Here is a 21,713-nt window from a genome sequence, read left to right as displayed (position 1 = left end):
TGGCTGAATGTGGTAGAGCCTTATGAACTCCAGACGCCCCAAATGTTGCTTTAGTTAAGAGGAGGACTTGATGGGCCAGGGTCTGGCAGATATCCAGAAAGGTGTACAGAGGAAGAAGCGTAAAGGCTTATCCCAATCTGATCTCCCTTCGTTTGATGCCACATTGCAGGCACCATCTAAAACTTCCTCGAAACGGGCCGTACAGGGCTGGATCTGGCGACCAGCAGAGGGCTGGTTAGTCTTTTTTTTGTTAGGGATTGCATTATACAGCGTCGCATTTGCCATTATTGATGCAAATTGGGTACCGCAGAGCCTCATTATCCTATGGTGCCCTATCCTGGGACTGCTGGTTGGTCTGGGGATTGCCAAGCTTCCTTATATTCCTCAACTGCTTCTGCACTTGATAGCCAGTCTCATTGGGTACTGGTTTGCCCTCTGGTTAACCAGCGTGGTTGCGTTTCAGATTCCCTGGTCTCAGCTTTTCCAACAATTGTTTGCGGCAATGACTGGTCAGACCATGCCGGGTCTGATTGATAGTCGAATGATCTTCTTCTTCTATCTCTCCTTCTTAAGCTTCTTTTTAGGCTATTTTGGGAGCTGGCTGATTTATCGTGCGCATCTTCCCTGGTTAGTGGTGCTCGTTTATGCCGCCATTATGCTGGTGAATATGAACTACATTACGGCGGGCGATTACAGCTATCTCGTTATTATTATGCTTGTAGCTTTAGGTCTACTGGTTGCGCGAATGCAGATTGCCTCGCAGATTATGCAGTGGCGTCGGGATGGGCTCTACACAGATCAACTCTGGGTCAGAGCGATTGTCAGGCGTTGCATGCAGATAGCCTGCTTCATTGTCTTAATCACTACACTTTGTGGCTGGCTCTTGCCCATGCCATCACAATCAGCGCAGGGGGCCCGGCTTTGGAGCCAGATGGGTGCAGATTGGAATAATCTTTTTAGTGGAAATGTCTCCTGGCAGAACTTCTCATTCCTTCCTGGACGATCGGATACCACCAATTTTTTTGGCGATCAACTCACCATTACAGGGAGTGTGCATCTCCCTACTGGCGAGGTATTGACCTATACGAGCTCAGATAATTCTTCCCATAGCCTGGAGGGATTTACCTATAATCAATTTGATGGACATACCTGGACTGCTACATCAGCCATCGCTCATGCCTATGATGCCAATACTGATCTGTTTAATGACACCCTGGAAGGGAGATCAGTGACCACAACAGTGAAGATCCTTCAGCCTCCAGGAGGAACCAGAAGTTATATCTTTGCTCCAGCGCACCCCACTGTTTTTGCCGTTGCAACCATTATTTATGGAGACAGCATTGCAGATACGGCCTGGACACAGCGCGATCCCCTCCAAAAAGGCGAGTCCTATCAAGTTCGCTCCTCTCTGGCACCTACCAGTGCTGCCACATTTGCAGACGTCCCTTTGCCTGCCAATAATGTGAATTATTGGCAGACTACCTATGAGCAACCAGAATTAGCCGCCCTGCAATCTCTCTACCTCTCTATTCCTAAAGACCTGTCTCCTAAAGTTTTACAGACAGCGGAGAACTGGACAAAAGGAGCTACCACAAGCTACGAAGCTCTAACCTTACTGGAAAGTCATCTTAACGATGAGAATGTATTCCACTATTCAATCGATAATCCGCCAGTTCCTGAGAATATGGATGTTGCCGACTGGCTTCTTCGAAATCATATAGGCTATTGTACCCATTATGCGACGACCATGGCGATGATGGGGCGGTTACTCAATATTCCGATGCGAATGGTCAATGGTTTTAGTGGTGGACATTTTGATTGGCAGACGAACACCTGGGTGGTTAATGGCAATGATGCACATAGCTGGGTACAAGCTTTTCTTCCGGGCCATGGCTGGATAAATTTTGATCCTACCCCTGGCTTCTCGGCTGCGCCACAGGCAGCTACGGCTCCCGCTGTGGCTCCAACGGCGGCACCTGTGAAATCTACCCCTACACCTGTCCAGCCCACTCCTACACAGAAGAGCACAACTCCCTCTACGCCAGCTGCTTCTCCTGGCGGACAGAGAATAGAGGCAAACAGCACCGTTGAGAGCCTGCCTGAGTGGTGGTTATGGCTGTCAATTAGTGGGTTTATCGGTGCTGCCTTGTTCTTCTTCTATGCCTTGTTCAGAAGATGGTGGTTAGACTTTGGGGGACAGAGCACCATCATTGCAAGTATTTTCTGGAGGTTTTGTTCACTTGCCAGCCTATCTGGTCTGGCTCCTCAACGTTGGCAGACTCCATACGAATATACAGGCATGCTGAGCCGTTATCTCCCTCAGCAAGAACAGGCGCTCTGGCAGGTGACAGAGCTATTTGTACGTGAGCGTTGGGGTCAACGCCAGGATCATCAAGCTGAGGTAGTGGCAAAGCGGCTCTGGCCTCGCCTTTTCAGGCTGCTTCCACATCTTTTCTGGCGGCGAAAACCCTCATCACCAATGGAACCTCTTTTTAAGGGCGAGGAATAGTCTTTTTTGTTACTTTTTAAGACTTTTTGCGTTACTATAGATAATGATTGGGTAATGGCTGGATGACGCGCTAAGGTGGTTGCCGGGTGATTGTGGAGTGGGAGGGCGCTATGTCACACGATTTAATTGTGGTCTGTAAGTATGGGTGGGGGCAGTTTCTTCGCTTATATCGTGATCATCTAGAGCTTAATGAAACCTCATACGCTATACAAGATATTATTTCAATTCAACCCATCTATGCGCGCACGCTTGGAATCTCCTCAACCCGTTTAAAGCTCCAGCTCAAAGAGCGCGTTATCTTCTTGCGAGGCATCGTTGATATCGATGCAGCACTTAAGATCATCGTATATGTAGAGAGTTGGCAGAGAGCGCATCTTCGTGCAGTCTTACAGAATGGTGCAGTCAGTCCTTCAGATCAGTCTGCTTCTCACCACCTTCATCTTGACGCCCAGGCATGGATACCCGTTGATGGGAACGAGCAGGCCAAAGAAGCCAGCGAGGCACTGAATGCTCGTATGTATCAAGAGCGCCAGATGTTGCGTATCCACCGTTTGAATAATCTAAGAACCGAGCGGACAAGGCGGCAGCATGGTTTTGATGTTGAGCGCCTTACACGGACGCTACAGTCAGGCCAGTTGCCACATGTTATTGTGACGCCGAGGTTGCACCAGGGAGAGGTTGCTCATTATTGTGTGGATGCGCAATTTTATACAGAGCTGTCAGGAACCCCCCTTTTTGCCAGGCGAGGGATCAAAGATCAGGGGCAATTTATCCTGACCAATCAGAGAGCTATTTATATGGGTCGGAAGCGCCAGATCGTGATTAAATATGAGCAGCTACTCCACTTTTTCTGTCAGGATGAATTAGTCGTCCTTTTGACGCTCAATTGGACCAATCGCTATCGGTTCTCGCTGCGCTATCCACTGGAGTGTCTCATGTATTTAGAGACAATCTTTCAGCGTTTTCAGCAGGAAAACATGCCACTGGCACTGCCATGGGCGATTGATGCCAGTACTGGAGGAGATTGGTCGATGGTTCCCATGTCTCAATCCCCTTTTTTGATTGGCCCGACCGGAGAGAGTCGGACGAGATAACAACGTCAAGCGCGGTTAGTAAGAGTTGAGTAGGATGATGATAGATACACTGATGGCATTATGGAACCTTGGAATGCGTGGAAAATTAGCTCAAGGATTGCTTCTTAGTTTTTTAATAGCGGCTACAAGTTATCTTTTTTTGATGACAATTGGCCTTCCTTCCCTCTCTCACTGGTCAATTTACAGCTTTAAAGCAGAAGAGAAGAATGGAAGTGGCCTGTCAGCTTTGGAGACCCCCACATTGATTGCTCCCACTGCTTCCCCACCTGCACCTACTCCTAAGCCCACTGTTCAAGCAGTTCAGGCCTGTACTGGCTGCTCTCTGCCAACGGGAAGTCGAATAAGGATGCCCAAAAAGGGGGCTAAATGGAGCCCACCGCGTGTTTCTCCTCAACCTACTGCCAGTAGTCAGAATGCTCTGCCAACGGCTACAAGCGAACCACCCAGGAGAATACTACCAACTCCGACACCCGGGCCACGCGCCGTCCCCACTCCTAAAAGTCACTCAAAATGATTAGGTATGAATCGCTCGAGAGTGCGATGTAACTCCCTGTTTGCTTTTATATACTTATGTACGTAGTTAGTCCCTCCAGGTCCAGGACGAGCTAGAAGAAAAGTAGGCTTAAGGAGTTCAAAAAATGAGTAACTTGTTTGTTCTTAAATTTGCGGATGAAACCATTGCAAGACAAGTGGCCGACGAGATGAAGAACTTGCAGAAGCAGCAACTGGTAAAACTCGATGATGCCGCATTAATCATCCGACGACCCGATGGGAAAGCCAAAATCAAGCAATTACATGATCTGGTAGGGGCCGGAGCGATGGGAGGTGCATTCTGGGGCTTACTGATTGGATTGCTCTTCTTTATGCCTGCGCTAGGAGCTGCTGTTGGTGCAGGGGCAGGAGCGCTTTCAGGTAAATTTGCCGATATTGGGATTGATGATAGCTTTATCAAGCAAGTTGGGAGTGCGATCCAACCAGGCGAATGTGCCCTCTTTCTCATGACACGCGACGCTGTTATTGAAAAAGTCTTGCCACGCCTGAAGAACTATCAGTTTCAGCTTATACAGTCCTCACTTTCGACTGAGAATGAGGCTTATCTTCGTGAGATGCTCGGTGTTAACAGCAAATAGTCTTCTCTACACAAGAGAGACGCAAGCAAGATAATGAGCGCTTTCACCATTCTATCGGAGAGCATAAGCAAGCCACATTCTCTGATGGGATGGTGAAAGCCATCAGGCTACCATGGGTACTCATAGGAGTATAGGATAGATTCAGCGAATAAAGACCTTGCTTCGTATTACAGATACAGCGAAACGAATTGTATGTGTAGACTATGTATACCCAAGCGAGCAAGGAACCATTTATGACGTTTTCACCATCCACCCAGCAGGAAAGAGCAGACTCAAAGAAAACCGTACTTATTATTGAAGACGATGCCAGCGTAGGAGCCTGTCTGGTGCAAGCCATCGTTGACGAGACTCCCTATCTAGCCTTTCTCGTCACAGATGCCTTCCAGGCTTTACAGGTATTCAGAGATTTTTTGCCTGATCTGCTCCTCATAGACTATCAGCTTCCAAAGATGAATGGATTTGAGCTCTACGACTCATTGCGTGATCAGGTAGATCTCAATGAGATCCCGGCAGTCATGATCAGCGCAAACCTGCCGCAGCATGAGGCCGAGAAGCGTCATCTCATCGTCCTGAGCAAGCCATTTGAGATTGATGATCTGATCGAGACAGTGACCAAAATTCTCACTGACTAACTGAGCAGGAGCCATACATAGTCCTCTTTGGAAAGAAAGATAGAGCTCCTTCTTTTCATATTCATGCATGAACTTCCCCACTCTCATCGATTCTCTATGGTTCAGGAAGTAAACCAGGAAAAATATATATTTGTCTGGTAGAAGTTGCCTACAAATCACTTGAATTTGTAGGCAACTTTCGTGTATAAATAGATGGAAGATACCTCTAGCACTAAGATGAAAAGTTGCAAGTAACTTTCATTGTTGAAATGTTTCTCACGCTATTATTCATCTCATGAGAGATCTTATCACATCGTGGTGATTGTGATGATCATTGATTTACCCCAGGCTCCAAGGAAGGGGATACCCCATGAGTAGAAGCAGATGGGCGCAGAATATTAGGATGCAGCGTCTGTTGCCTGGATTTGTTGCTTTGATGTTGGCAACAACTTCATTACTATTTATCATACCTTTTATCCTTCTCAGTCACGTGCAGGCTCATAGTAATCGGCTTGCTATTCCTCATTTTGGTGGAGGCAATGCTCACATTGTAAGGCCCCTTTATTCGACAGGCGACATTGTCGTTGCTGATTATGATGCAACTAGTGCCCCTTATTTCGCTGATCCGGGTGGAAGCGCGGATGCCACAGCAGCGATTCAAACAGCTCTTAATGATTGCAGTGATGGTGGTGGTGGAACGGTCTGGCTGGCAGCAGGTCAGTATAAAGTAACAGGTAGCATTATTATTCCGCCGCATTGTACCCTACGTGGGGATTGGCGTAATCCAGATGCTGGTAGTGGAAGCTATGGGACAGTGATTCTGGCCAACGTTGCGAGCGGCAGCGAGACTGACCCCGGGCTATTCCGTATTTCTGGTAGTGCAGGAGTCAACGGCCTGACCATCTATTACCCGAATCAATCCATTGCTAATCCTACTCCCTATCCTTACACCATTGAGATTCTGGGTCGACTTCTCAATGAGGATGGGTATATGTTGGGCAGCGTCAAGCATATTACCTTGCTTAACTCCTATCGAGGCATCAGTGCAGGAGCGCGTGCGACCCATGAGATGCATACTATCGATACAGTTAAAGGAACCGTGCTGGTGGTAGGCATGTATCTCCAGGATAGCGCTGATGTTGACGAGACCGAGAATGTTACCTTGAACAACAACTATTGGGCATCAATAGATGCTTCAGTAAGCAATCAGAGACCAGCGCGAAGTGATCTTGATGCATGGACGCGTGCGAATGGAACTGGTCTAAAGATGGGTGGATTAGAATGGGATCGTTTTGCCAACCTATCTTTTTCGGACTATCAGATCGGTATCGATATTGTGCAGCAGAGCCGCATGACCCTGAGCGTCAGTATGTTTGGTATTTCTGTATTCAATAGTAACATCGCGTTACGGATCGATGGAAATTATCTGAATCCCAATCAAGGCATTCAGATTGCCAATTCGACCCTACAGGCGAATCAGGGTACTCATCCGATTGCAGTACAGGTTGGAGACACCAGTAATAGCTCTATTCTTTTCAATGGAGTCACGATAGGAGGGGGAGCCGAGACCGCAGTGCAATTAACAGGACAAGACCTGTTAGAGTTTCAGAATTGTACATTTGATAACTGGAGTGGTCCATATGCGATAACAGCCAGTCGTGGCTCTGTTGTTGTACAAGGATCAAGCTTCAGCCCCACGCTTTCAGGGGGTAAAAAAGGATTAAATCTCCAATCGGGGCTCTCATCTGCCTCTCTATTGGGTAATAGTTATACAGGTGGCTCACTCTACGACAATAGTAGCTCGGCAACTGTAGCAGTTCAAGATAGTGGCTTTAGTTTTGTGAATAGCGGCATTAGCAGCTATACATTTGCTCTACAACCTCATCCAGACAGTAACAATTTTTATGATGTGGAAAGCTCTCCATATAATGCGCATGGCGATGGCTCAACGGATGATACCGGCTCGATTCAGAATGCCTTGAACGATGCAGGGAATGCAGGTGGTGGAACAGTCTATCTGCCAGCGGCCATTTATGCCATCAGGGGACATCTCAGTGTTCCTGGTAATGTAGAGCTGCGAGGTGCAGATAGTATGCCACATCGCACCACTCTCCTGAATGGAGGGAGAGCTACTGGAACAATTCTTTTTGCCTATGAAGGACGTAGTAGCAGCACAGCAGATACTGATCCCGCGTTGATCACCCTGAACGGTACCAATGCAGGCGTGCGAGGAATAGGCATCCATTATCCAGAGCAAGCCAACGATAGTGCCTCTAATATTGTCGCCTATCCATGGAGCATTCGTGGGAATGGAACGGGCGTCTATGTCTACGATGTCTCGTTATCCAATGCATACGAAGCGGTTGATTTTGCCAGGTATCCAACAAATGGACATATCATTCATGATGTGAATGGTTTTGCCCTGGAGGAGGGAGTGAGAGTAGGACAAAGCAATGAAGGATGGGTTGAAAACTCAGTCTTTAATTTAAATGCCTGGGCAAGAACTGGCGGCTTACCAAACAGCCTGGATGAGAATACCACAATGTTTCCCGTCGCTGGAACGTATTCACGAGCGCATGAAACGGCTTATGAGGCGACGAGCGGGGCACAGAATGAGCACTGGATGGGAGCCTTCTCTTACGGATCTCAGACTGGATTTGTCGTAGACAGCGATGCCAATGTAACGGCTATTAATTCTGGATCGGATGGAAGTCCAAATACCGTTTACATTAGCAACACAGGTGGGAATGGTGCATCTTTTCTGAACCTGTTGGGATGTGGATGTGGTCTTAATGGAGTAGGAGTTCATCTCAGCGGAGGGACAACCCACATGTTCAACGTTTCGACCGAAGTAAGCTATAATCTTGCCCTTTTGATTGAAGGAGGTTCATATACTGTTCAGGGAGGAATGTTCTCAAACAGCCTTGCAATGGTTACTGGTGGCAATGGCATTCTGGCTGGAAACTGGTTTAAAGATGGCGGCACACAAGTAACGGTTAGCAATTCTGGCACCTATGCCAACTTGTGGGGGAATATTGGAAACGGAGGTTTTACTTATACCTTTACCAATGGAGCGCCAATATTGATTACTGGAAACATTCCTCGGTAATTGGCGTAGAAGAGAGAGCTATGGAGCGAGAAAGAACCATAGCTCTCTTTCATGACTATGCTGATAAAACCGCAGAAGAATGACAGTATCTGCTCCTGATTAACTGGCAGAGAGAGAGCGTTTAATATGCAGTGAAGCGCCGCACGATTCACGAATAATCAAACTTGTGGGAAGTTCAATCCTGCGTGCTGGACCAGTCTGCTGGCCTTCAATGCGACTGATCAGGAGATTGCCAGCCCACAAACCAAAATCGAACAGTGGATTTTTGATCGTCGTCAATGCAGGTGTGACATGTGCGGCCAGGCTTAGATCATCATAGCCAACAATCGCCAGATCTTCAGGGACGCGGATTCCCTGTTTACGAGCAACCTGAATAATATCCATCGCCACCAGATCATTAACAGCGAAAATAGCGGTTGGGGCATTTGGCTGTAGAATAAAATTGCGATAGGCCTGTAGCGCCTCAGATTTTGACATAATCACATTTGGGATAGCCAGTGCTTCCTCATAGGGGATAGAGTATTTTTCGAGGGCCGTTTTATACCCATTCCAGCGTTCGTAGACCGAAGTTGTACTGCGCGTCTCGATATGAGAGTTGACAAAACCGATGCGTGTATGTCCAAGAATGAGCAGATGTTCAGTTGCTCGGAACCCTCCCCCAAAGTTATCGGACCCAACATAATCCGCCTCCAGTCCAGGAAATGTGCGATCCAGCAAAATAAACGGAATTTTATCAGCCTGCAGTTGCCAGATCGAAGGATCATAGGTGCTATTGCTGACCGGAAAAATAATGAAGCCCTGCACGCGATCAGCCTTCAAGCGAGCAATATTGCGAGTTTCCTGCTCTTGATCCTCATCAGTGTATGAGAAGCTTACATGGTAGCCATGAGATTTTGCGCTCTGTTCGACGCCAATCAGAATCTCCATATTTAATTCAGAGGCTGCCGGGCGTGTCAGTACCACCCCGATCCGTTTTTCAGCAGAGGCGATGTATGCAGGAGCACTTTCAGCCACCTGTCGGGTTTGTGCTTGCCGTACGAAAGTGCCGCGTCCTTGCACGCGCTCAAGCAGCCCCTCTTCAACTAGCTGAGTGAGGGCGCGGCGAACCGTATCGCGGCTAATGTGATGTTCGGAAGCCAATTCGAGTTCAGTTGGTAAGCGTGTACCAGCCTGGAGGCGTCCATCCAGAATACGCTCGCGGAAATAGGCTGCGAGTTGGATATGGAGAGCCTTGCCATTGTCCTGTTTGTTTAATTTCAGCATAGAAAGAAACCATCCTTGTAGGCGACAAAGAGACAACAAATCAGCTGTATATCTTGCCGCTTCTGCCTAGAAAATCCATTTTTTAGAAAGGATATCTCTCGTATACAATACCATACTTGTGCCAATTTGGCTAGCAATCTTTAGTGGGATCATACAAATAGACAAAATTTGTATGAATTTAATGCCAACAAATATTGACAAAAGGATGGGTTGTAGATTATCCTTAAGCCAGGGTACCCGAAGAGAGCATCACCTATGATGCGGGTGAGCTTGTAAGCATAATTATACCGTAGACTTTGACACCAAAGGAGTTCATCAATGTCTATTCCAAAGCGGCTACTGGCCTTAGTGATCGTCAGTATGTCCATTATTTTAACCGCATGCGGCGGCAGCACGAGCGGCAGTTCATCATCAACCACATTAACCATGTGGACCTGGAAACTGCCACATCTTCCAGGATTGCAGCAGATTGCCAAGAATTACGAAGCCAAAACTGGCATTAAAGTAAAAGTGAATGCATACAATCCTGATGATGTCTATCGGACCAAGATCTCAACTGCGGCTCAGTCAGGCGATCTTCCAGATATTATCTCCTATTGGACAGGTTCCCAATGGGATCTGGCTGGTAGTGGTGTCCTGTCTGACATTACTGACAAAGTTGACAGTAGCTGGCAGAATCAATTTATGCCAGGCACATATGATAAGGGTTCGGTCTTTTCCCAGACTCAGTATGATACCTGCCAGAAAGATCCTAAGTGCACGTATAAAAACGTTCAAGCAGGACGCGCTTTCAGTGTTCCTTACGCTTCTGGTCAGGCTATGTACATCTACGCCAACAAGAGCCTGTTGAAAGAAGCAGGCCTGAGCATTGATACTCCTCCTCAGACAGCTGAAGATTGGCTGACGATGATGGAGACGGTAAAGGCCAAGACTGGGAAGGCTGGTGTGATTGCTGGTGCACAGAATCCGAACGTCATGGAATTCTGGCTTTATCGCCCATTGATGATGACGAGCTGCGGTGTCCAGACCTATGATGCCATCTATGCTGGAAAAGACAGTTTTGCTAATCCCTGTTCATTGAAAGTTCTCAATTGGATCAATCAGCTTTCGACCGAGAAGTTGTGGACTGCAGATGTGCTTCAGAAAGACATCAACCCGGCGGACCAGGATTTCTCACAGGGCAAAGCAGCCTTTGACATTGGTGGTACCTATACTTTGAGCTTCCTGTTATCTCAGGGTATGAAAGAGTCTGATATTGTAACCTTTCCAGTGCCTGCATTGAAGGGTGCTGCTCTGGATCACTTATCGATCAGTGCTGATTCACTGATTGAGGCTGGTGTGGCGAAGAACAGCCCTCATCAGAAAGAGGCATTGGACTTCTTAAAGTATCTCACCTCTCAGGATCAGGCTGAAGTGTTTGCGAAGATGGTTGGAGATCTGCCAGCTAGCAAGATCTCGAGTGATCCTGATAAAGTTGGTCCAGTGATTCCAGGACTGGTTAAAGGCTTGAGCGCTGATTCACCTTTTATTCAGAGCAAGGTAGCTCCTTTGTTGGATACGGAGAAGGCATTGGATCTGGGTTTACAGCAGTTTATTACTGGTGAGACCAATCCTGCGGCACTGGCTGCCAAAGTGGATGCAGCCAATAAAGCAGCCTGGGCTGCTCATAGTGGGGCATAAGTTGATCGAAATCTTTCTGGCCATCAAGGTTTTTTACTGCGATGGTCAGAAAGCCTCTGCAACGTTTGTGCACCCCTTCGATCTATCGAAGATGTATGTAAAGGAACAGGAATATGGCACAGATGCAAATCGAGCCAACGGCGGTAAGAGACGGAACCCAACCGCGCTCAGCAAAGAGGAGAGATCGCCGGACAGCGTGGCAAGTTCTGAAAGCAAACAGTGGCTTTCTGTTCATTCTTCCAGCAGTGCTTATTTTTTTGATCTTTGGCCTCTACACAGTTATCTATTCAATCGTCTTGAGCTTCTTCCAGTGGAATGGATTTAGTGGTTTCTCTATCCTCCCACCCAGTTGTACTCCTCCGGCCTGTCAATTTGTCGGCCTCGAAAATTATGCCGAGTTTCTGTACAAAGACCCCACAGTCTCCTCGCAGTTCTGGCAAGCCTTGCAGAATAATATTATTATGGCTATCGTCGTAACCTTAGGAACGATTGTGGTTGCGCTCCCAATTGCAATTGCGTTAAATCGGGCCCTATGGGGCCAATCATTGTATCGCATGGTGATCATGCTGCCGATGGTTGTGCAAGGTATTGCGATCTACTACGTGTGGACCTTTATTTACAATTCTGATGGTCTCCTCAATGCTGTGTTAAAGGCAATTGGTCTGGGCTGGTTGCAGGCGCAGAATGGTTGGTTGAGTGATCCCGGCCGAGCGCTTCCCTCCCTGATAGTTGTGATGATCTGGGGCGCGGTCCCACTGGCAACATTGCTCTATCTGACTGGATTACAGAGTATCGGTCAAGAACTGTTTGAGGCTGCTACCATCGATGGAGCCAATGCCTTTCAAGTATTGTGGAGTATCATCTGGCCGCGCCTTAAGCCGACGACAGTGATTATCATTATTCTGAGCATCAATAGTGTTTTACAGAGCTATGAACAGGTTTATCTGATGACTAATGGTGGGCCTGCGGGCCATACTTCGGTTGTCGGATTACAGATCTTCAACTTTGGCTTTGGAGCCCAGCGCGAATTGGGAACAGCCAGCGCGATGTCATGGATCCTCTTTGTGGGTGTCTTTATTGTCGCCTTGATTAATCTTCGCGTTTTTCGTAGCGACGATTAAGTGAAAGAAACTATGCAGCTGACTGTGCCTCTGACAGCAGCGACCCATGAGCGACCTATGAAAGAAGGATAGTATGCAACAACCACTGATACAAAAGCAGCAGGCGCGTCGCCTTGCCAGTCGGAGAAAGATAAAGCAGAGCATTCCGCTCACACTCTCTTATGTTCTTCTTACTGCCTATGCCATTCTCTGTCTTTATCCTTTTTTGTGGATGGTCTCATCTGCATTGAAGTCAAATCAGGAGATAGTGAGTAATCCCTCTTTACTTCCCAGGCAGTGGCATTGGGAGACCATTGTTCATGTCTGGAATGATCTCAATTTCTGGCAATATTTTACAAATAGTATGATCGTAACGGTGCTGACAATCATAGGCATCGTCCTGGTCTATTCTTTGGCGGGGTATGGCTTTGCCAAGACCTCATTCTGGGGTCGTGATCTCTTCTTCCTGGCGTTTGTGGCTCTGCTTCTGGTTCCTGGCGTGACTGTGCTTGTACCGCTGGCTCAGTTGGTGCGTGCCTTCGGCTTAATTGGTCGCGAGTCAACCCAGACGAGCGTCTATATGGCTGTCATTTTTCCAGTCATTAATGGTGCAGGTCCACTGGCTATTTTTCTGTTTCGCAACTTCTTTGCAGGGTTACCTGATGAGTTGAGAGATGCTGCTCGCGTGGATGGTTGTAGTGAATTTGGCATCTACATGCGCATCTTCTTACCACTGGCCTTACCAGTCATTGCAACGGTAAGCATTATGAACTTTATCACCACGTGGAATGCTTATATCTGGCCATCTATTGTCATTAATAATGATGACTGGTTCACTTTGCCCTTAAAACTTAAAGACCTCGATCTGCAAACGGTGGTGCAGTGGAATGTTCGTATGGCTGGATCTTTAATTACCACTCTGCCAATTATTCTTGTCTTTCTGCTGCTACAGCGTTATTACGTCAAAGGTTTAACCTCTGGAGCGCTGAAAGGGTAAGCGAAATAATCTCTTTGTGTGAAAAAATGGCGTTCATCCGAGGCGGTGGACCCATTTCTGAGAGTCTACTGTGAAAGGTTCATGGGAGTCTTACTATGGTTCGTCCATTTACTATTTATGTCATGCAATCGGCGCATACCGATATTGGATATACACACTCTCAAGAGCAGATTATGCTCATGTATCTAGATCACTATGATCATGTGTTAGAGCTCTGTCGTAAAAGTGAGCACGAACCTATCGCACATCGTTTCAAGTGGACATGCGAGACTTCGTGGCAGGTGCGGCATTATCTGGAGGCCCGTCCAGAGCGTGAGGAAGAATTCCTCTACTATGTGCGGAACGGTCAGATTGAGATTACGGCTTCATTCTTACACTTTACCGATATGGTTGATACCGATGCCTATCGACGGAGCCTGGAATGGGTTCTGGCTTATTGTAAGCAGCATAAGTTGCCGTTGCGTTGTGCTCTCCACAGCGATATAAATGGCTGGCCCTGGGGATTAGCGGATGTATTGTCCGAGGCTAATATTCCTTATTTCTGTAGCCAGATTCATATTGATTCAGCGACTGATCCCTTAGGGAAGCGTGGCAGTGTTCATTATTTCTGGCTCCTGGAGCAAGGAGTGGACCTTAAACAGGAGACACCTTTTCGCATACCTCAAGCTTTCTTGTGGCAGGGGCCACAGGGAGGAAAAGTGCTCCACTGGTTAGGTGAGCATTATCTCCAGGGAAATGTGCTGGGTCTATCAAGCTCCAAAGGCTTTGCTGCCGATAAGACAGGGTATTTTACCGAAACGGATCAGGTCACTGCTGAAGAGCTCTATGCCAGCGCGAAAGTTGAAGTTCCCCGCTATTTAGAACGTCTCATTGAAGCAGGATATCCCTATGATAGCATTCTTCTGAGTACTGGTGGTTTTTATGTTGACAATGCACCACCGGACGAGCGCTGGTGCAGGATTATCAAGCAATGGAATAAGGATCATGAAGAGATTCAGATTCGCACCGCTACTCTCGGGGAGTGGTTTGAGGTCCTGGCACAGAAGCAGCAAGAGAGTCTGCCAACCTATAAAGTAGCGTGGCCCGATCACTGGGCTCATGGTCTGGGATCACTGACCACAAGGATTGCTCAAGCCCGGCGTACACAGCGTAGACGTGCTGATGTGGTTAAACTGGTTGACCAGGCAGACAGCAAAAAAGCTGCTGAGTATCTTACAACGGCTCTACAACAGGAACAGCTTGCTCTGGAGCATACATTCAACGCCTGGTCAACGACTGCACGTCCCAGCTCAAGCTTCAACGAATTTGTGCAATCAACGAAAGAATTGAACTTTCATCGCGCCGAATTCTATCTTGATGAAGCGGTTGGAAGTGCGCTACGGCAGATCGTTCCTGAGTCAAATGAACAGCCTCAACTGTATGTAGGTGTGTCACGATCAGGGGATGGGAAGCGTATCGTTCACTTTGCCGCCGATGATCTTCAGCTCAATCCAGAGCAGCAGATCCTGACTGATCTGGATGGCGAGCGTTATCCTTTTCAACGAGATAGCCAGGAACTGTCGCGTTTTATTGCGGTGTTGCCACTAAAAGAGCGGGATTTCAGTAGTTTTAGTCTAATGACTGCGCAGACTCAGAGTGTGGCGAGTGAAGCAAGGACCGAGCTTTCTACCAGGGGTTGGCATGTACGGGTTGATCCAATAAGTGGAGGCCTGTTGAGCCTGAAAGAGCAAGTCAATGGCAAAGAATGGGTTGATCTCCACCATCAACATGTCTTTGGTCAGCTCGTCCAGGAAGCCATTGTTCATCCACAAGGCTTACAAATGGTAGGGAATACTGGTCGTTTTATGGCATTGGATACTGCCAGTGACAGCTTACGCCGCCGTATTGAGCCAGGCCAGGTCTTTGAATATAGCACCTTGCAGATTATAGGAAGCCCTCAGTATCGTGCAGGTTCAGTCTTTGATACGATTCAATTAACTGGCAAGCAGACAAGAATTGGTAAAGTGCAGATCTCCTGGCGTGCCTATCACGCTATCCCGGTTGTCGAGCTTGTTCTGGACTGGTATAAGACATGGAGTGACCAGCCAGAAGCAGCTTATGTAGCTTTTCCTTTTGCGGCACAAGGTGGTCAATTAGAGTTAGAGACAGGAGGAGGCTTTTTCCAACCGGGCAGTTTTGCCGAAGGTGGTCAGCTCCCCGGTACCTGCTCAACCTACTACACCATACAGCAAGCAGCACGTATAAGTGCCGCCAGTGGAGAGCAATTGTTCTGGTTACCGCTTGACGCTCCCCTGGTCATGCCCAACGAGATCAACTATGCGCGTTGGGAAGCTACTGAACCCTGGGATTGGAATGGTTTCCTGGCCTCTATGCCAGTCAATCATTACTGGCATACCAATTTTGCAACCAGTCAGCGTGGTTATCTCCGTCTGCGCTACCGTTTTGTAAGCCCTTCAGCCCTCAACAGCGCAGATAGTGAGACCATTATACAGACAGGGATACCCAGCGAAGCCTATGGTTGGCGCTAGCTGAATTAACGATTCACCTTACAGGACAAGAAAGGAGCTTCGGGTCTCAGATACGATCCCAGAGCTCCTTCTTCTTTCTATGGCGGGTCTGGCAGAGAGCAGAAAAATACCCGCTTGCACAAGTTACCTATGCAAACGGGCTGATGGCGGAGGAGGTGGGATTTGAACCCACGAAGGCTATTCACCTTACACGATTTCCAGTCGTGCTCACTAGACCACTATGAGACTCCTCCACAGCGGAGAGGGCGGGATTCGAACCCGCGAGGGCTTGCACCCTACCGCTTTTCGAGAGCGGCACATTCGACCACTCTGACACCTCTCCGCTGCGCATTATAACAGATCTCTGAGGATGTGGCAAGCATTTACCGGACCGAAATTTTCCAGGTCAAATAAAGAGGATTGATAAGCGTTCTGCCTTATTCCTGTTGCGACAGAGAAGGATGAATCGCCAGATAGGCAAAGTCATCTGAGGCTTTGCGGCTGAAGATGGCAAAGAGCTCAGAGGCAAAATAATAGAGCGAGCGTTTCCAGCCATATTTGCGCTGCATTGCCCCTTTAGCCACAAAGACCTCGGCAGTAGTTGTTACCAGGCGAGCTTCGCCACTAAACAATGGGCCGGTGACTTTACCGCGGACCGTACAGGGGGCCAGAGTCACGCGAGCCGTATGTCGAATGCGCTTGACCTTGCCATACTCTTTCCCCGTCTCCACATAGAGCACCCCATTCGCTTCAGCGAACCAGACAGGAGTGGGAACAGCCCGTCCGTCCTTGCGAAAAGTCGTAAGGTTCAGGTACTCGGCAGCGAGAAGGGACTGGAACATAGTAGAAAAGGTAGGCATTGTCGTGTGTATCCTCTCTTAAATTGACTAGTTGCTGATGAGCTATTGAAGCCCTTAGAGATCGCTGAAGAGACCATTGAGAGCGCGCACAGGAGCAAAGCTGTAACGATGGTGGGGAGTTGCTCCATGGGTCTGTAGAGCCTCTAGATGTGCAGGTGTGCCATAGCCCTTATGCTGATCAAAGCCATAGGCGGGATACTCTTCGTGAAGCTTAAGCATGAGACGATCGCGGGTCACCTTGGCAATGATCGAAGCGGCAGCAATAGAGAGACAGCGGGCATCGCCTTTGATAATTGAGCGTTGGGGAAGCGCGATTTTAGGTAGGAGAATAGCGTCAAGCAACAGAGCCTGTGGGGCAGGCGTTAATTGAGCAACGGCCTCTCCCATAGCAATTTTTGTCGCTTGCAAAATATTGCGAGAGTCAATAAGTTCGGGCGAACCAATTCCAACGCCAACCGCAAGGGCCTCCTGCATAATGACATCAAAGAGCCGTTCGCGGGTCTGAAACGTCAGTTGTTTAGAGTCATTGACGCCAACCAGACGATTGGGCGTCTCATCCTCTAGTGGGAGGATCACAGCCGCCGCAACCACCGGACCGGCCAGGCAGCCTCGCCCTGCCTCATCGATCCCGGCGATAAAGGAATAGCCCTGTTCAAACAGGGCTATTTCCTCTATAAGCGTTGGATTGGTCTGCTTATGCGTTGGCTGCATCCTTAGCGGCCTGTAGAGCAGCTTTAGCGGCGAGCTGCTTGGCGCTCAGCGGACGGAGCTCTTTCAAGCGAGCAGCCTTACCAGTGAGACCACGTAGATAGTACAGTTGTTTGCGGCGGACCTTTGCGTGGCGTAGAACCTCAATTTTCTCGATACGAGGAGAATTGACCAGGAACGTACGCTCAACACCGACACCATTGGTGATACGGCGGACCGTGAAATTGCGGTTCACGCTGCTGCCACGTAAGCGCATCACAACACCCTCAAAGGGCTGTAAGCGTTCGCGGTTACCTTCAACAACTTTGACTTGCAGGCGGACTGTGTCTCCTGATTTTAGCTCAGGAACATCTTTCCGTAACTGAGCACTCTCAACAGCAGTGAGTAACGCCCGCCCTGCTGGCTTTGCTATGACCTTCTTGTCAGCCATCCCTTTAACCTCCTATGCGCACAGTGCTCAGCATGAATAAGTGGGTGGCAGAGCATCGGGCGCGAAACTTTACTTCGCGTTTAGCTGCTTCATTAAGCGAGATTTACGACGAGCAGCATTGTTTTTGTGGATAACACCTTTTTTAGCGGCCTTATCCAATTCACTGATGGCAGCACGAACGGCATCAGCGGCCTGTTCGGCGTTGATGGCGGGCGTTGTAATCGCCTGGCGAGCCTTTGTGATCTCTGTTTTCACAATTGATTTAGTGCTGCGATTGAAAGAGCGGCGCTTTTGCTCCTGGCGCATGCGCTTTTCTGCAGCTGCATTATTGGGCATGTAAGTATCAATCCTCCCCGAATCTCTGCCCTATCGCAGGGGCTTTTCGGCTTCTCGGCTTGTTTATAAAAATGCCGACGGCATGTCGGAATGCCGACATATGTCGGACTGAGTGCCCGTAGATTATAGCAGAAGTCTCTTCCTGGTGTCAAACAGTCTATCTCCTTTGGGTGCCCATCAGGATTGACAGATGAGTATCCTTATGGTAACCTTTCTGTAAGCGCTTACACAAAAAAGGAGTCATGTGGCAACAATCTACGATGTAGCGCGCCAGGCAGGCGTCTCAATTGGAACTGTATCACGGTTTCTTAACCAGAATGGGTATGTGAGCGAGGCGGCTCGCGAGCGTATTCAGGCTGCTGTTGAGGCGTTGGGGTTTGCTCCCAGCGGCGTTGCTCGAGGCCTGAGCAGTAAACAGACACGAATGATTGGGGTGGTGGTTCCCGATCTTGTGAACTTATTTATCCCAGAAGTTGTTCGTGGTATTCAGGATGTTATGGATAACGCTGGCTATTGTGCGGTCATCTATAACACTGATGGCCTGGGCGCTCGTGAGGCGCGCGCCTTAAAGCTCCTCTATGAGCGGCGCGTTGATGGGATGATTCTCCTCCCTCCTTCTTCGGAAGAAGGGAATGCTCAGATAGAGGAGCTTCATCGCCAGGGTCTTCCTCAGGTCCTGCTTGGTCGTGACCTTCCAGGTCTCCCACTGGATAGCGTAACGGTCGATACCTATCGTGGAGCAGTTGAGGCTATGCAGCATCTGTTGGCTCTTGGCCATACCAGGATTGCATTTGTGTCTGATAGAAGGCTGAAACGTTTGAGTGGTCGGCTTAGTGGGTATCGAGATGCATTGGAGCAGGCAGGTCTGCCCCTGGACGATGAGCTTCTGTTTGAGATGTCATCAATGTATAAAGGGACTGTACTTGATCGAATGCTTCAAGTACAAGATCCTCCTACGGCAGTCTTTTCTATGAATGATATGATTGCGATTGACGTAATACAGGAGGCTTACCAACGAGGGATAAAGGTTCCAGACCACCTCTCAATAATTGGCTTCGATGATATCACATTTGCAGCTTCTGTGCAGCCACCGTTAACGACGATCGCTCAGCCGAAGTCATTGTTAGGTCAGACAGCTGCTGAACTGTTATTGGCTCGGATTGAGCAGAAGGCTTCTCTCCCGGTCCAGGAAGTTTTGCTTTCTTGCCAGTTGATTGTGCGCATGTCAACGGCTCGACGCTAATTATTTTTTGTGTTTGTGTGTAAGCGCTTACAGAGTATCTACCAGGATAAACGGTGCTGTATTGAGAGGATGCTCATCTCTTATCAAGGGACATGCATGATCTCAGTAAAAGTTTTCAATACTCTTTTCTATGTTCAGAGGAGGTATGTCCATGATTGATCTCAATAGTCAGGCCTTTCGAGATAAAGTGTATGGTTGCTGGTTGGGAAAGAACTGCGGTGGCACGCTAGGAGCGCCGTTGGAGAGGGGATATGGAGAGCCCGAGCCTTTCGATGTCTGGTGGTATCCTGAACTGAAAGAGGGAGGCATCCCTAACGATGATTTAGAGATGCAATTGATCTGGCTGAAGGCTCTGGAAGAGGTGGGGCCTCGACTCAAGGCATCTGACCTTGTGCAGTATTGGCTGGATCATATTGGTTATAACTGGGATGAATATGGTCTGAATAAGACAAATCTGCGCCTGGGGCTCCTCCCTCCAGTCTCTGGTGGCTATAATAATTGGTTTAAGGATAGTATGGGCTGCCCTATTCGCTCGGAGATCTGGGCCTGTATCGCTCCAGGTCAGCCTCGGATTGCCGCAAAATATGCCTATGAAGATGCCATTGTGGACCATGCAGGCGGCGAGAGTATTTATGGAGAGCTGTTTAATGTAGCGATTGAGTCCGCCGCGTTTGTGATCTCTGATCCTGAACAGTTGCTTGATATTGGGCTTTCGTATGTTCCTCCCACAAGTCAGACCGCGAAAGCTATCCTGGCTGCACGTCAGGCTCATCGGGAAGGGCTTACCTGGCAGGCTGCACGAAAGCGGGTGCTGGAGGCTACCCCTCACTTTAATGCTCAGTATTCTCCGATCAATATGGGCTTCCAGGTTATTGGTTGGCTGTATGGTGAAGATTTTGGTGATGCCATCTGTAAAGCTGTGAACTGTGGCTACGATACTGATTGTACTGGCGCAACGCTGGGGAGCTACCTGGGGATTATAGAGGGACAGGGCCGCTTGCCGCAGAAGTGGACGGAGCCGCTGGGACAGGATATCTCGACCAATGAATCGTGGGGTGGGCTCTTTCATGCTTCAGATGGAGTCAATCCGGTGCCTGCAAATCTGGTTGATCTCACGGATCGCGTTATTGTGCAAGCAAAACGCGTTCTGACCGCCCATGGAATTTTGAATGGGGAATCAATACTTGAAATTGATCCTGCTACACTGTATGCAGACGAGAGTATTCAAGCGCTTTGGACGGCGAAGAGCACTCAGATCGACTATGAGTATCCAGGCCTCACCGTGAGTGTCGATTATGTGAATACTCCAGCAGTCGAGCCCGAGGAAGAGAAAGCGCTGCGAATCGTTCTGACCAACGTTCATCCTGAGCCATTGCAACTGCACTATCGGTTGTTCACGCCATCGGGTTGGGAGCTATCCAGGCAGACAGAGGCTGCCATCATTCAGGCGCATTCCACTGTGGCCGTTGATCTGCTGGTAAAAGTTCCTGAAGCCAGGCTGGTTGAGAATACAAATCGGTTGTATCTTGACGTTGTGCTCGAGGGACGCCCTGCGGTCCCTGCGACGCCAATTGTCCTCATTGGAGCCAGCCGATATTTTGTGTCGGAATGTATTCCTGCCGATGGGCGCTCGGATCAGGAGCTATTTGATGAAGTGTTTGCTCCTGAACAGATCACGTCCGATGCGGCTCTATTGCTTGAACAAGGGCGGCCTGGAACGTGGAGCGATCTCTATACGCTTGAGAATGAGCTCACGCTAAAAGAGCATTTTAGTCAGAGTGGAGTGCTCTATGTCCGTACCTTTTTCTGGAATCCAGATGCTGAGCAGCAGGTCTGGCTGGGCGCTCCAGCGAATTGCCCTACAAAGTTCTGGGTCAATAATCAGTTAGCGCTGAGCTCGTTCCGCTATCCTCTGGTACGGCCAAATTATAATGGGAATCAGGAGACCTATACTAAAGTCGACTTGCGTGCAGGTTGGAATGAGATCTTCTTCAAATTTGTGCGAAACGCTGAGGCCAGGCAGTTTGAGGGGTATATTATCCTCTGTCAAGCCGATCACCTGTATGCGGGCCTTTATCGAGTAGGTCGCACACAAGTGCCCTGGGAGCAGAATAATAAAAGATAGCATGTTTTTAT

Annotated in this window: 17 protein-coding genes and 2 tRNA genes; 12 read left to right on the top strand and 7 right to left on the bottom strand. The window is 48.6% G+C overall.

Annotated features, from left to right (window positions below):
• Nucleotides 1-70 precede the first annotated feature (70 nt).
• The 6 genes from EL628_RS19160 to EL628_RS19135 all read left to right on the top strand — a co-directional run bounded on the left by EL628_RS19160 (nt 71) and on the right by EL628_RS19135 (nt 8,453).
• On the top strand, nt 71-2,509 hold the full coding sequence (locus EL628_RS19160) for a transglutaminase TgpA family protein (RefSeq protein WP_126581513.1): 2,439 nt from the start codon (nt 71-73) through the stop codon (nt 2,507-2,509).
• 110 nt (nt 2,510-2,619) lie between these two features.
• Complete coding sequence (locus EL628_RS19155; protein WP_126581512.1) at nt 2,620-3,603, top strand: hypothetical protein; 984 nt, start codon at nt 2,620-2,622, stop codon at nt 3,601-3,603.
• A gap of 34 nt (nt 3,604-3,637) precedes the next feature.
• Complete coding sequence (locus EL628_RS19150; RefSeq protein ID WP_126581511.1) at nt 3,638-4,117, top strand: hypothetical protein; 480 nt, start codon at nt 3,638-3,640, stop codon at nt 4,115-4,117.
• Nucleotides 4,118-4,241: 124 nt separating this feature from the next.
• The gene (locus tag EL628_RS19145; RefSeq protein WP_126581510.1) at nt 4,242-4,733 is read left to right on the top strand and encodes a DUF1269 domain-containing protein; all 492 of its coding nucleotides are present in this window, start codon (nt 4,242-4,244) and stop codon (nt 4,731-4,733) included.
• Nucleotides 4,734-4,966: 233 nt separating this feature from the next.
• Nucleotides 4,967-5,365, top strand: a complete 399-nt coding sequence (locus tag EL628_RS19140; protein ID WP_161975610.1) for a response regulator — start codon at nt 4,967-4,969, stop codon at nt 5,363-5,365.
• A gap of 349 nt (nt 5,366-5,714) precedes the next feature.
• Entirely contained in the window at nt 5,715-8,453 is a 2,739-nt protein-coding gene (locus EL628_RS19135; protein ID WP_126581508.1) for a glycosyl hydrolase family 28-related protein, read from the top strand.
• Between the two features lie 99 nt (nt 8,454-8,552).
• Here the strand turns inward: EL628_RS19135 and EL628_RS19130 are convergent, their stop codons facing one another.
• Nucleotides 8,553-9,716, bottom strand: a complete 1,164-nt coding sequence (locus EL628_RS19130) for a GntR family transcriptional regulator (protein WP_126581507.1) — start codon at nt 9,714-9,716, stop codon at nt 8,553-8,555.
• Between the two features lie 318 nt (nt 9,717-10,034).
• On the opposite strand from EL628_RS19130, the gene EL628_RS19125 reads away from it, so the two are divergent.
• From EL628_RS19125 to EL628_RS19110, 4 genes are all read left to right on the top strand, one after another.
• Complete coding sequence (locus tag EL628_RS19125) at nt 10,035-11,396, top strand: ABC transporter substrate-binding protein (RefSeq protein WP_126581506.1); 1,362 nt, start codon at nt 10,035-10,037, stop codon at nt 11,394-11,396.
• Between the two features lie 113 nt (nt 11,397-11,509).
• Entirely contained in the window at nt 11,510-12,517 is a 1,008-nt protein-coding gene (locus tag EL628_RS19120) for a carbohydrate ABC transporter permease (protein WP_126581505.1), read from the top strand.
• Nucleotides 12,518-12,590: 73 nt separating this feature from the next.
• Entirely contained in the window at nt 12,591-13,493 is a 903-nt protein-coding gene (locus tag EL628_RS19115; protein WP_126581504.1) for a carbohydrate ABC transporter permease, read from the top strand.
• A 95-nt stretch (nt 13,494-13,588) separates the two neighbouring features.
• On the top strand, nt 13,589-16,021 hold the full coding sequence (locus EL628_RS19110) for a glycoside hydrolase family 38 N-terminal domain-containing protein (protein WP_126581503.1): 2,433 nt from the start codon (nt 13,589-13,591) through the stop codon (nt 16,019-16,021).
• A gap of 144 nt (nt 16,022-16,165) precedes the next feature.
• On the opposite strand, the gene EL628_RS19105 is transcribed toward EL628_RS19110, so the two are convergent.
• From EL628_RS19105 to rpsT, 6 genes are all read right to left on the bottom strand, one after another.
• Nucleotides 16,166-16,254 (bottom strand) — tRNA-Ser (locus tag EL628_RS19105).
• A gap of 4 nt (nt 16,255-16,258) precedes the next feature.
• Nucleotides 16,259-16,343, bottom strand: a tRNA-Ser gene (locus EL628_RS19100).
• Between the two features lie 94 nt (nt 16,344-16,437).
• Nucleotides 16,438-16,860 carry a PPOX class F420-dependent oxidoreductase gene (locus EL628_RS19095; RefSeq protein ID WP_126581502.1) on the bottom strand — a complete coding sequence of 141 codons (423 nt, stop codon included), beginning with the start codon at nt 16,858-16,860 and terminating at the stop codon, nt 16,438-16,440.
• Between the two features lie 54 nt (nt 16,861-16,914).
• A complete protein-coding gene (gene rnhB, locus EL628_RS19090; RefSeq protein ID WP_126581501.1) occupies nt 16,915-17,571 on the bottom strand; it encodes a ribonuclease HII in 657 nt (218 codons plus the stop codon).
• Nucleotides 17,555-17,998 (bottom strand): 50S ribosomal protein L19, encoded by a 444-nt coding sequence (rplS, locus tag EL628_RS19085; RefSeq protein WP_126581500.1) that lies wholly within the window; start codon nt 17,996-17,998, stop codon nt 17,555-17,557. Before rplS ends, rnhB begins: the two co-directional genes overlap by 17 nt.
• Before the next feature lie 69 nt (nt 17,999-18,067).
• On the bottom strand, nt 18,068-18,334 hold the full coding sequence (gene rpsT, locus EL628_RS19080; protein ID WP_126581499.1) for a 30S ribosomal protein S20: 267 nt from the start codon (nt 18,332-18,334) through the stop codon (nt 18,068-18,070).
• A 244-nt stretch (nt 18,335-18,578) separates the two neighbouring features.
• Here rpsT and EL628_RS19075 point away from each other — a divergent pair, with 244 nt between their 5' ends.
• Nucleotides 18,579-19,577, top strand: a complete 999-nt coding sequence (locus EL628_RS19075; RefSeq protein WP_126581498.1) for a LacI family DNA-binding transcriptional regulator — start codon at nt 18,579-18,581, stop codon at nt 19,575-19,577.
• 151 nt (nt 19,578-19,728) lie between these two features.
• Complete coding sequence (locus EL628_RS19070; protein ID WP_161975609.1) at nt 19,729-21,702, top strand: ADP-ribosylglycohydrolase family protein; 1,974 nt, start codon at nt 19,729-19,731, stop codon at nt 21,700-21,702.
• Nucleotides 21,703-21,713 lie beyond the last annotated feature (11 nt).

Origin of the sequence: Tengunoibacter tsumagoiensis, assembly GCF_003967535.1 — a bacterium.
GTDB lineage: Bacteria > Chloroflexota > Ktedonobacteria > Ktedonobacterales > Ktedonobacteraceae > Tengunoibacter > Tengunoibacter tsumagoiensis.
This window is presented reverse-complemented; position numbering and strand designations above follow the sequence as displayed.

Coding starts and splice junctions, on each gene's coding strand:
- EL628_RS19160 (WP_126581513.1), top strand. CDS start 71: ATGGGCCAGGGTCTGGCAGATATCCAGAAAGGTGTACAGAGGAAGAAG.
- EL628_RS19155 (WP_126581512.1), top strand. CDS start 2,620: ATGTCACACGATTTAATTGTGGTCTGTAAGTATGGGTGGGGGCAGTTT.
- EL628_RS19150 (WP_126581511.1), top strand. CDS start 3,638: ATGATGATAGATACACTGATGGCATTATGGAACCTTGGAATGCGTGGA.
- EL628_RS19145 (WP_126581510.1), top strand. CDS start 4,242: ATGAGTAACTTGTTTGTTCTTAAATTTGCGGATGAAACCATTGCAAGA.
- EL628_RS19140 (WP_161975610.1), top strand. CDS start 4,967: ATGACGTTTTCACCATCCACCCAGCAGGAAAGAGCAGACTCAAAGAAA.
- EL628_RS19135 (WP_126581508.1), top strand. CDS start 5,715: ATGAGTAGAAGCAGATGGGCGCAGAATATTAGGATGCAGCGTCTGTTG.
- EL628_RS19130 (WP_126581507.1), bottom strand. CDS start 9,716: ATGCTGAAATTAAACAAACAGGACAATGGCAAGGCTCTCCATATCCAA.
- EL628_RS19125 (WP_126581506.1), top strand. CDS start 10,035: ATGTCTATTCCAAAGCGGCTACTGGCCTTAGTGATCGTCAGTATGTCC.
- EL628_RS19120 (WP_126581505.1), top strand. CDS start 11,510: ATGGCACAGATGCAAATCGAGCCAACGGCGGTAAGAGACGGAACCCAA.
- EL628_RS19115 (WP_126581504.1), top strand. CDS start 12,591: ATGCAACAACCACTGATACAAAAGCAGCAGGCGCGTCGCCTTGCCAGT.
- EL628_RS19110 (WP_126581503.1), top strand. CDS start 13,589: ATGGTTCGTCCATTTACTATTTATGTCATGCAATCGGCGCATACCGAT.
- EL628_RS19095 (WP_126581502.1), bottom strand. CDS start 16,860: ATGCCTACCTTTTCTACTATGTTCCAGTCCCTTCTCGCTGCCGAGTAC.
- rnhB (WP_126581501.1), bottom strand. CDS start 17,571: ATGCAGCCAACGCATAAGCAGACCAATCCAACGCTTATAGAGGAAATA.
- rplS (WP_126581500.1), bottom strand. CDS start 17,998: ATGGCTGACAAGAAGGTCATAGCAAAGCCAGCAGGGCGGGCGTTACTC.
- rpsT (WP_126581499.1), bottom strand. CDS start 18,334: ATGCCCAATAATGCAGCTGCAGAAAAGCGCATGCGCCAGGAGCAAAAG.
- EL628_RS19070 (WP_161975609.1), top strand. CDS start 19,729: ATGATTGATCTCAATAGTCAGGCCTTTCGAGATAAAGTGTATGGTTGC.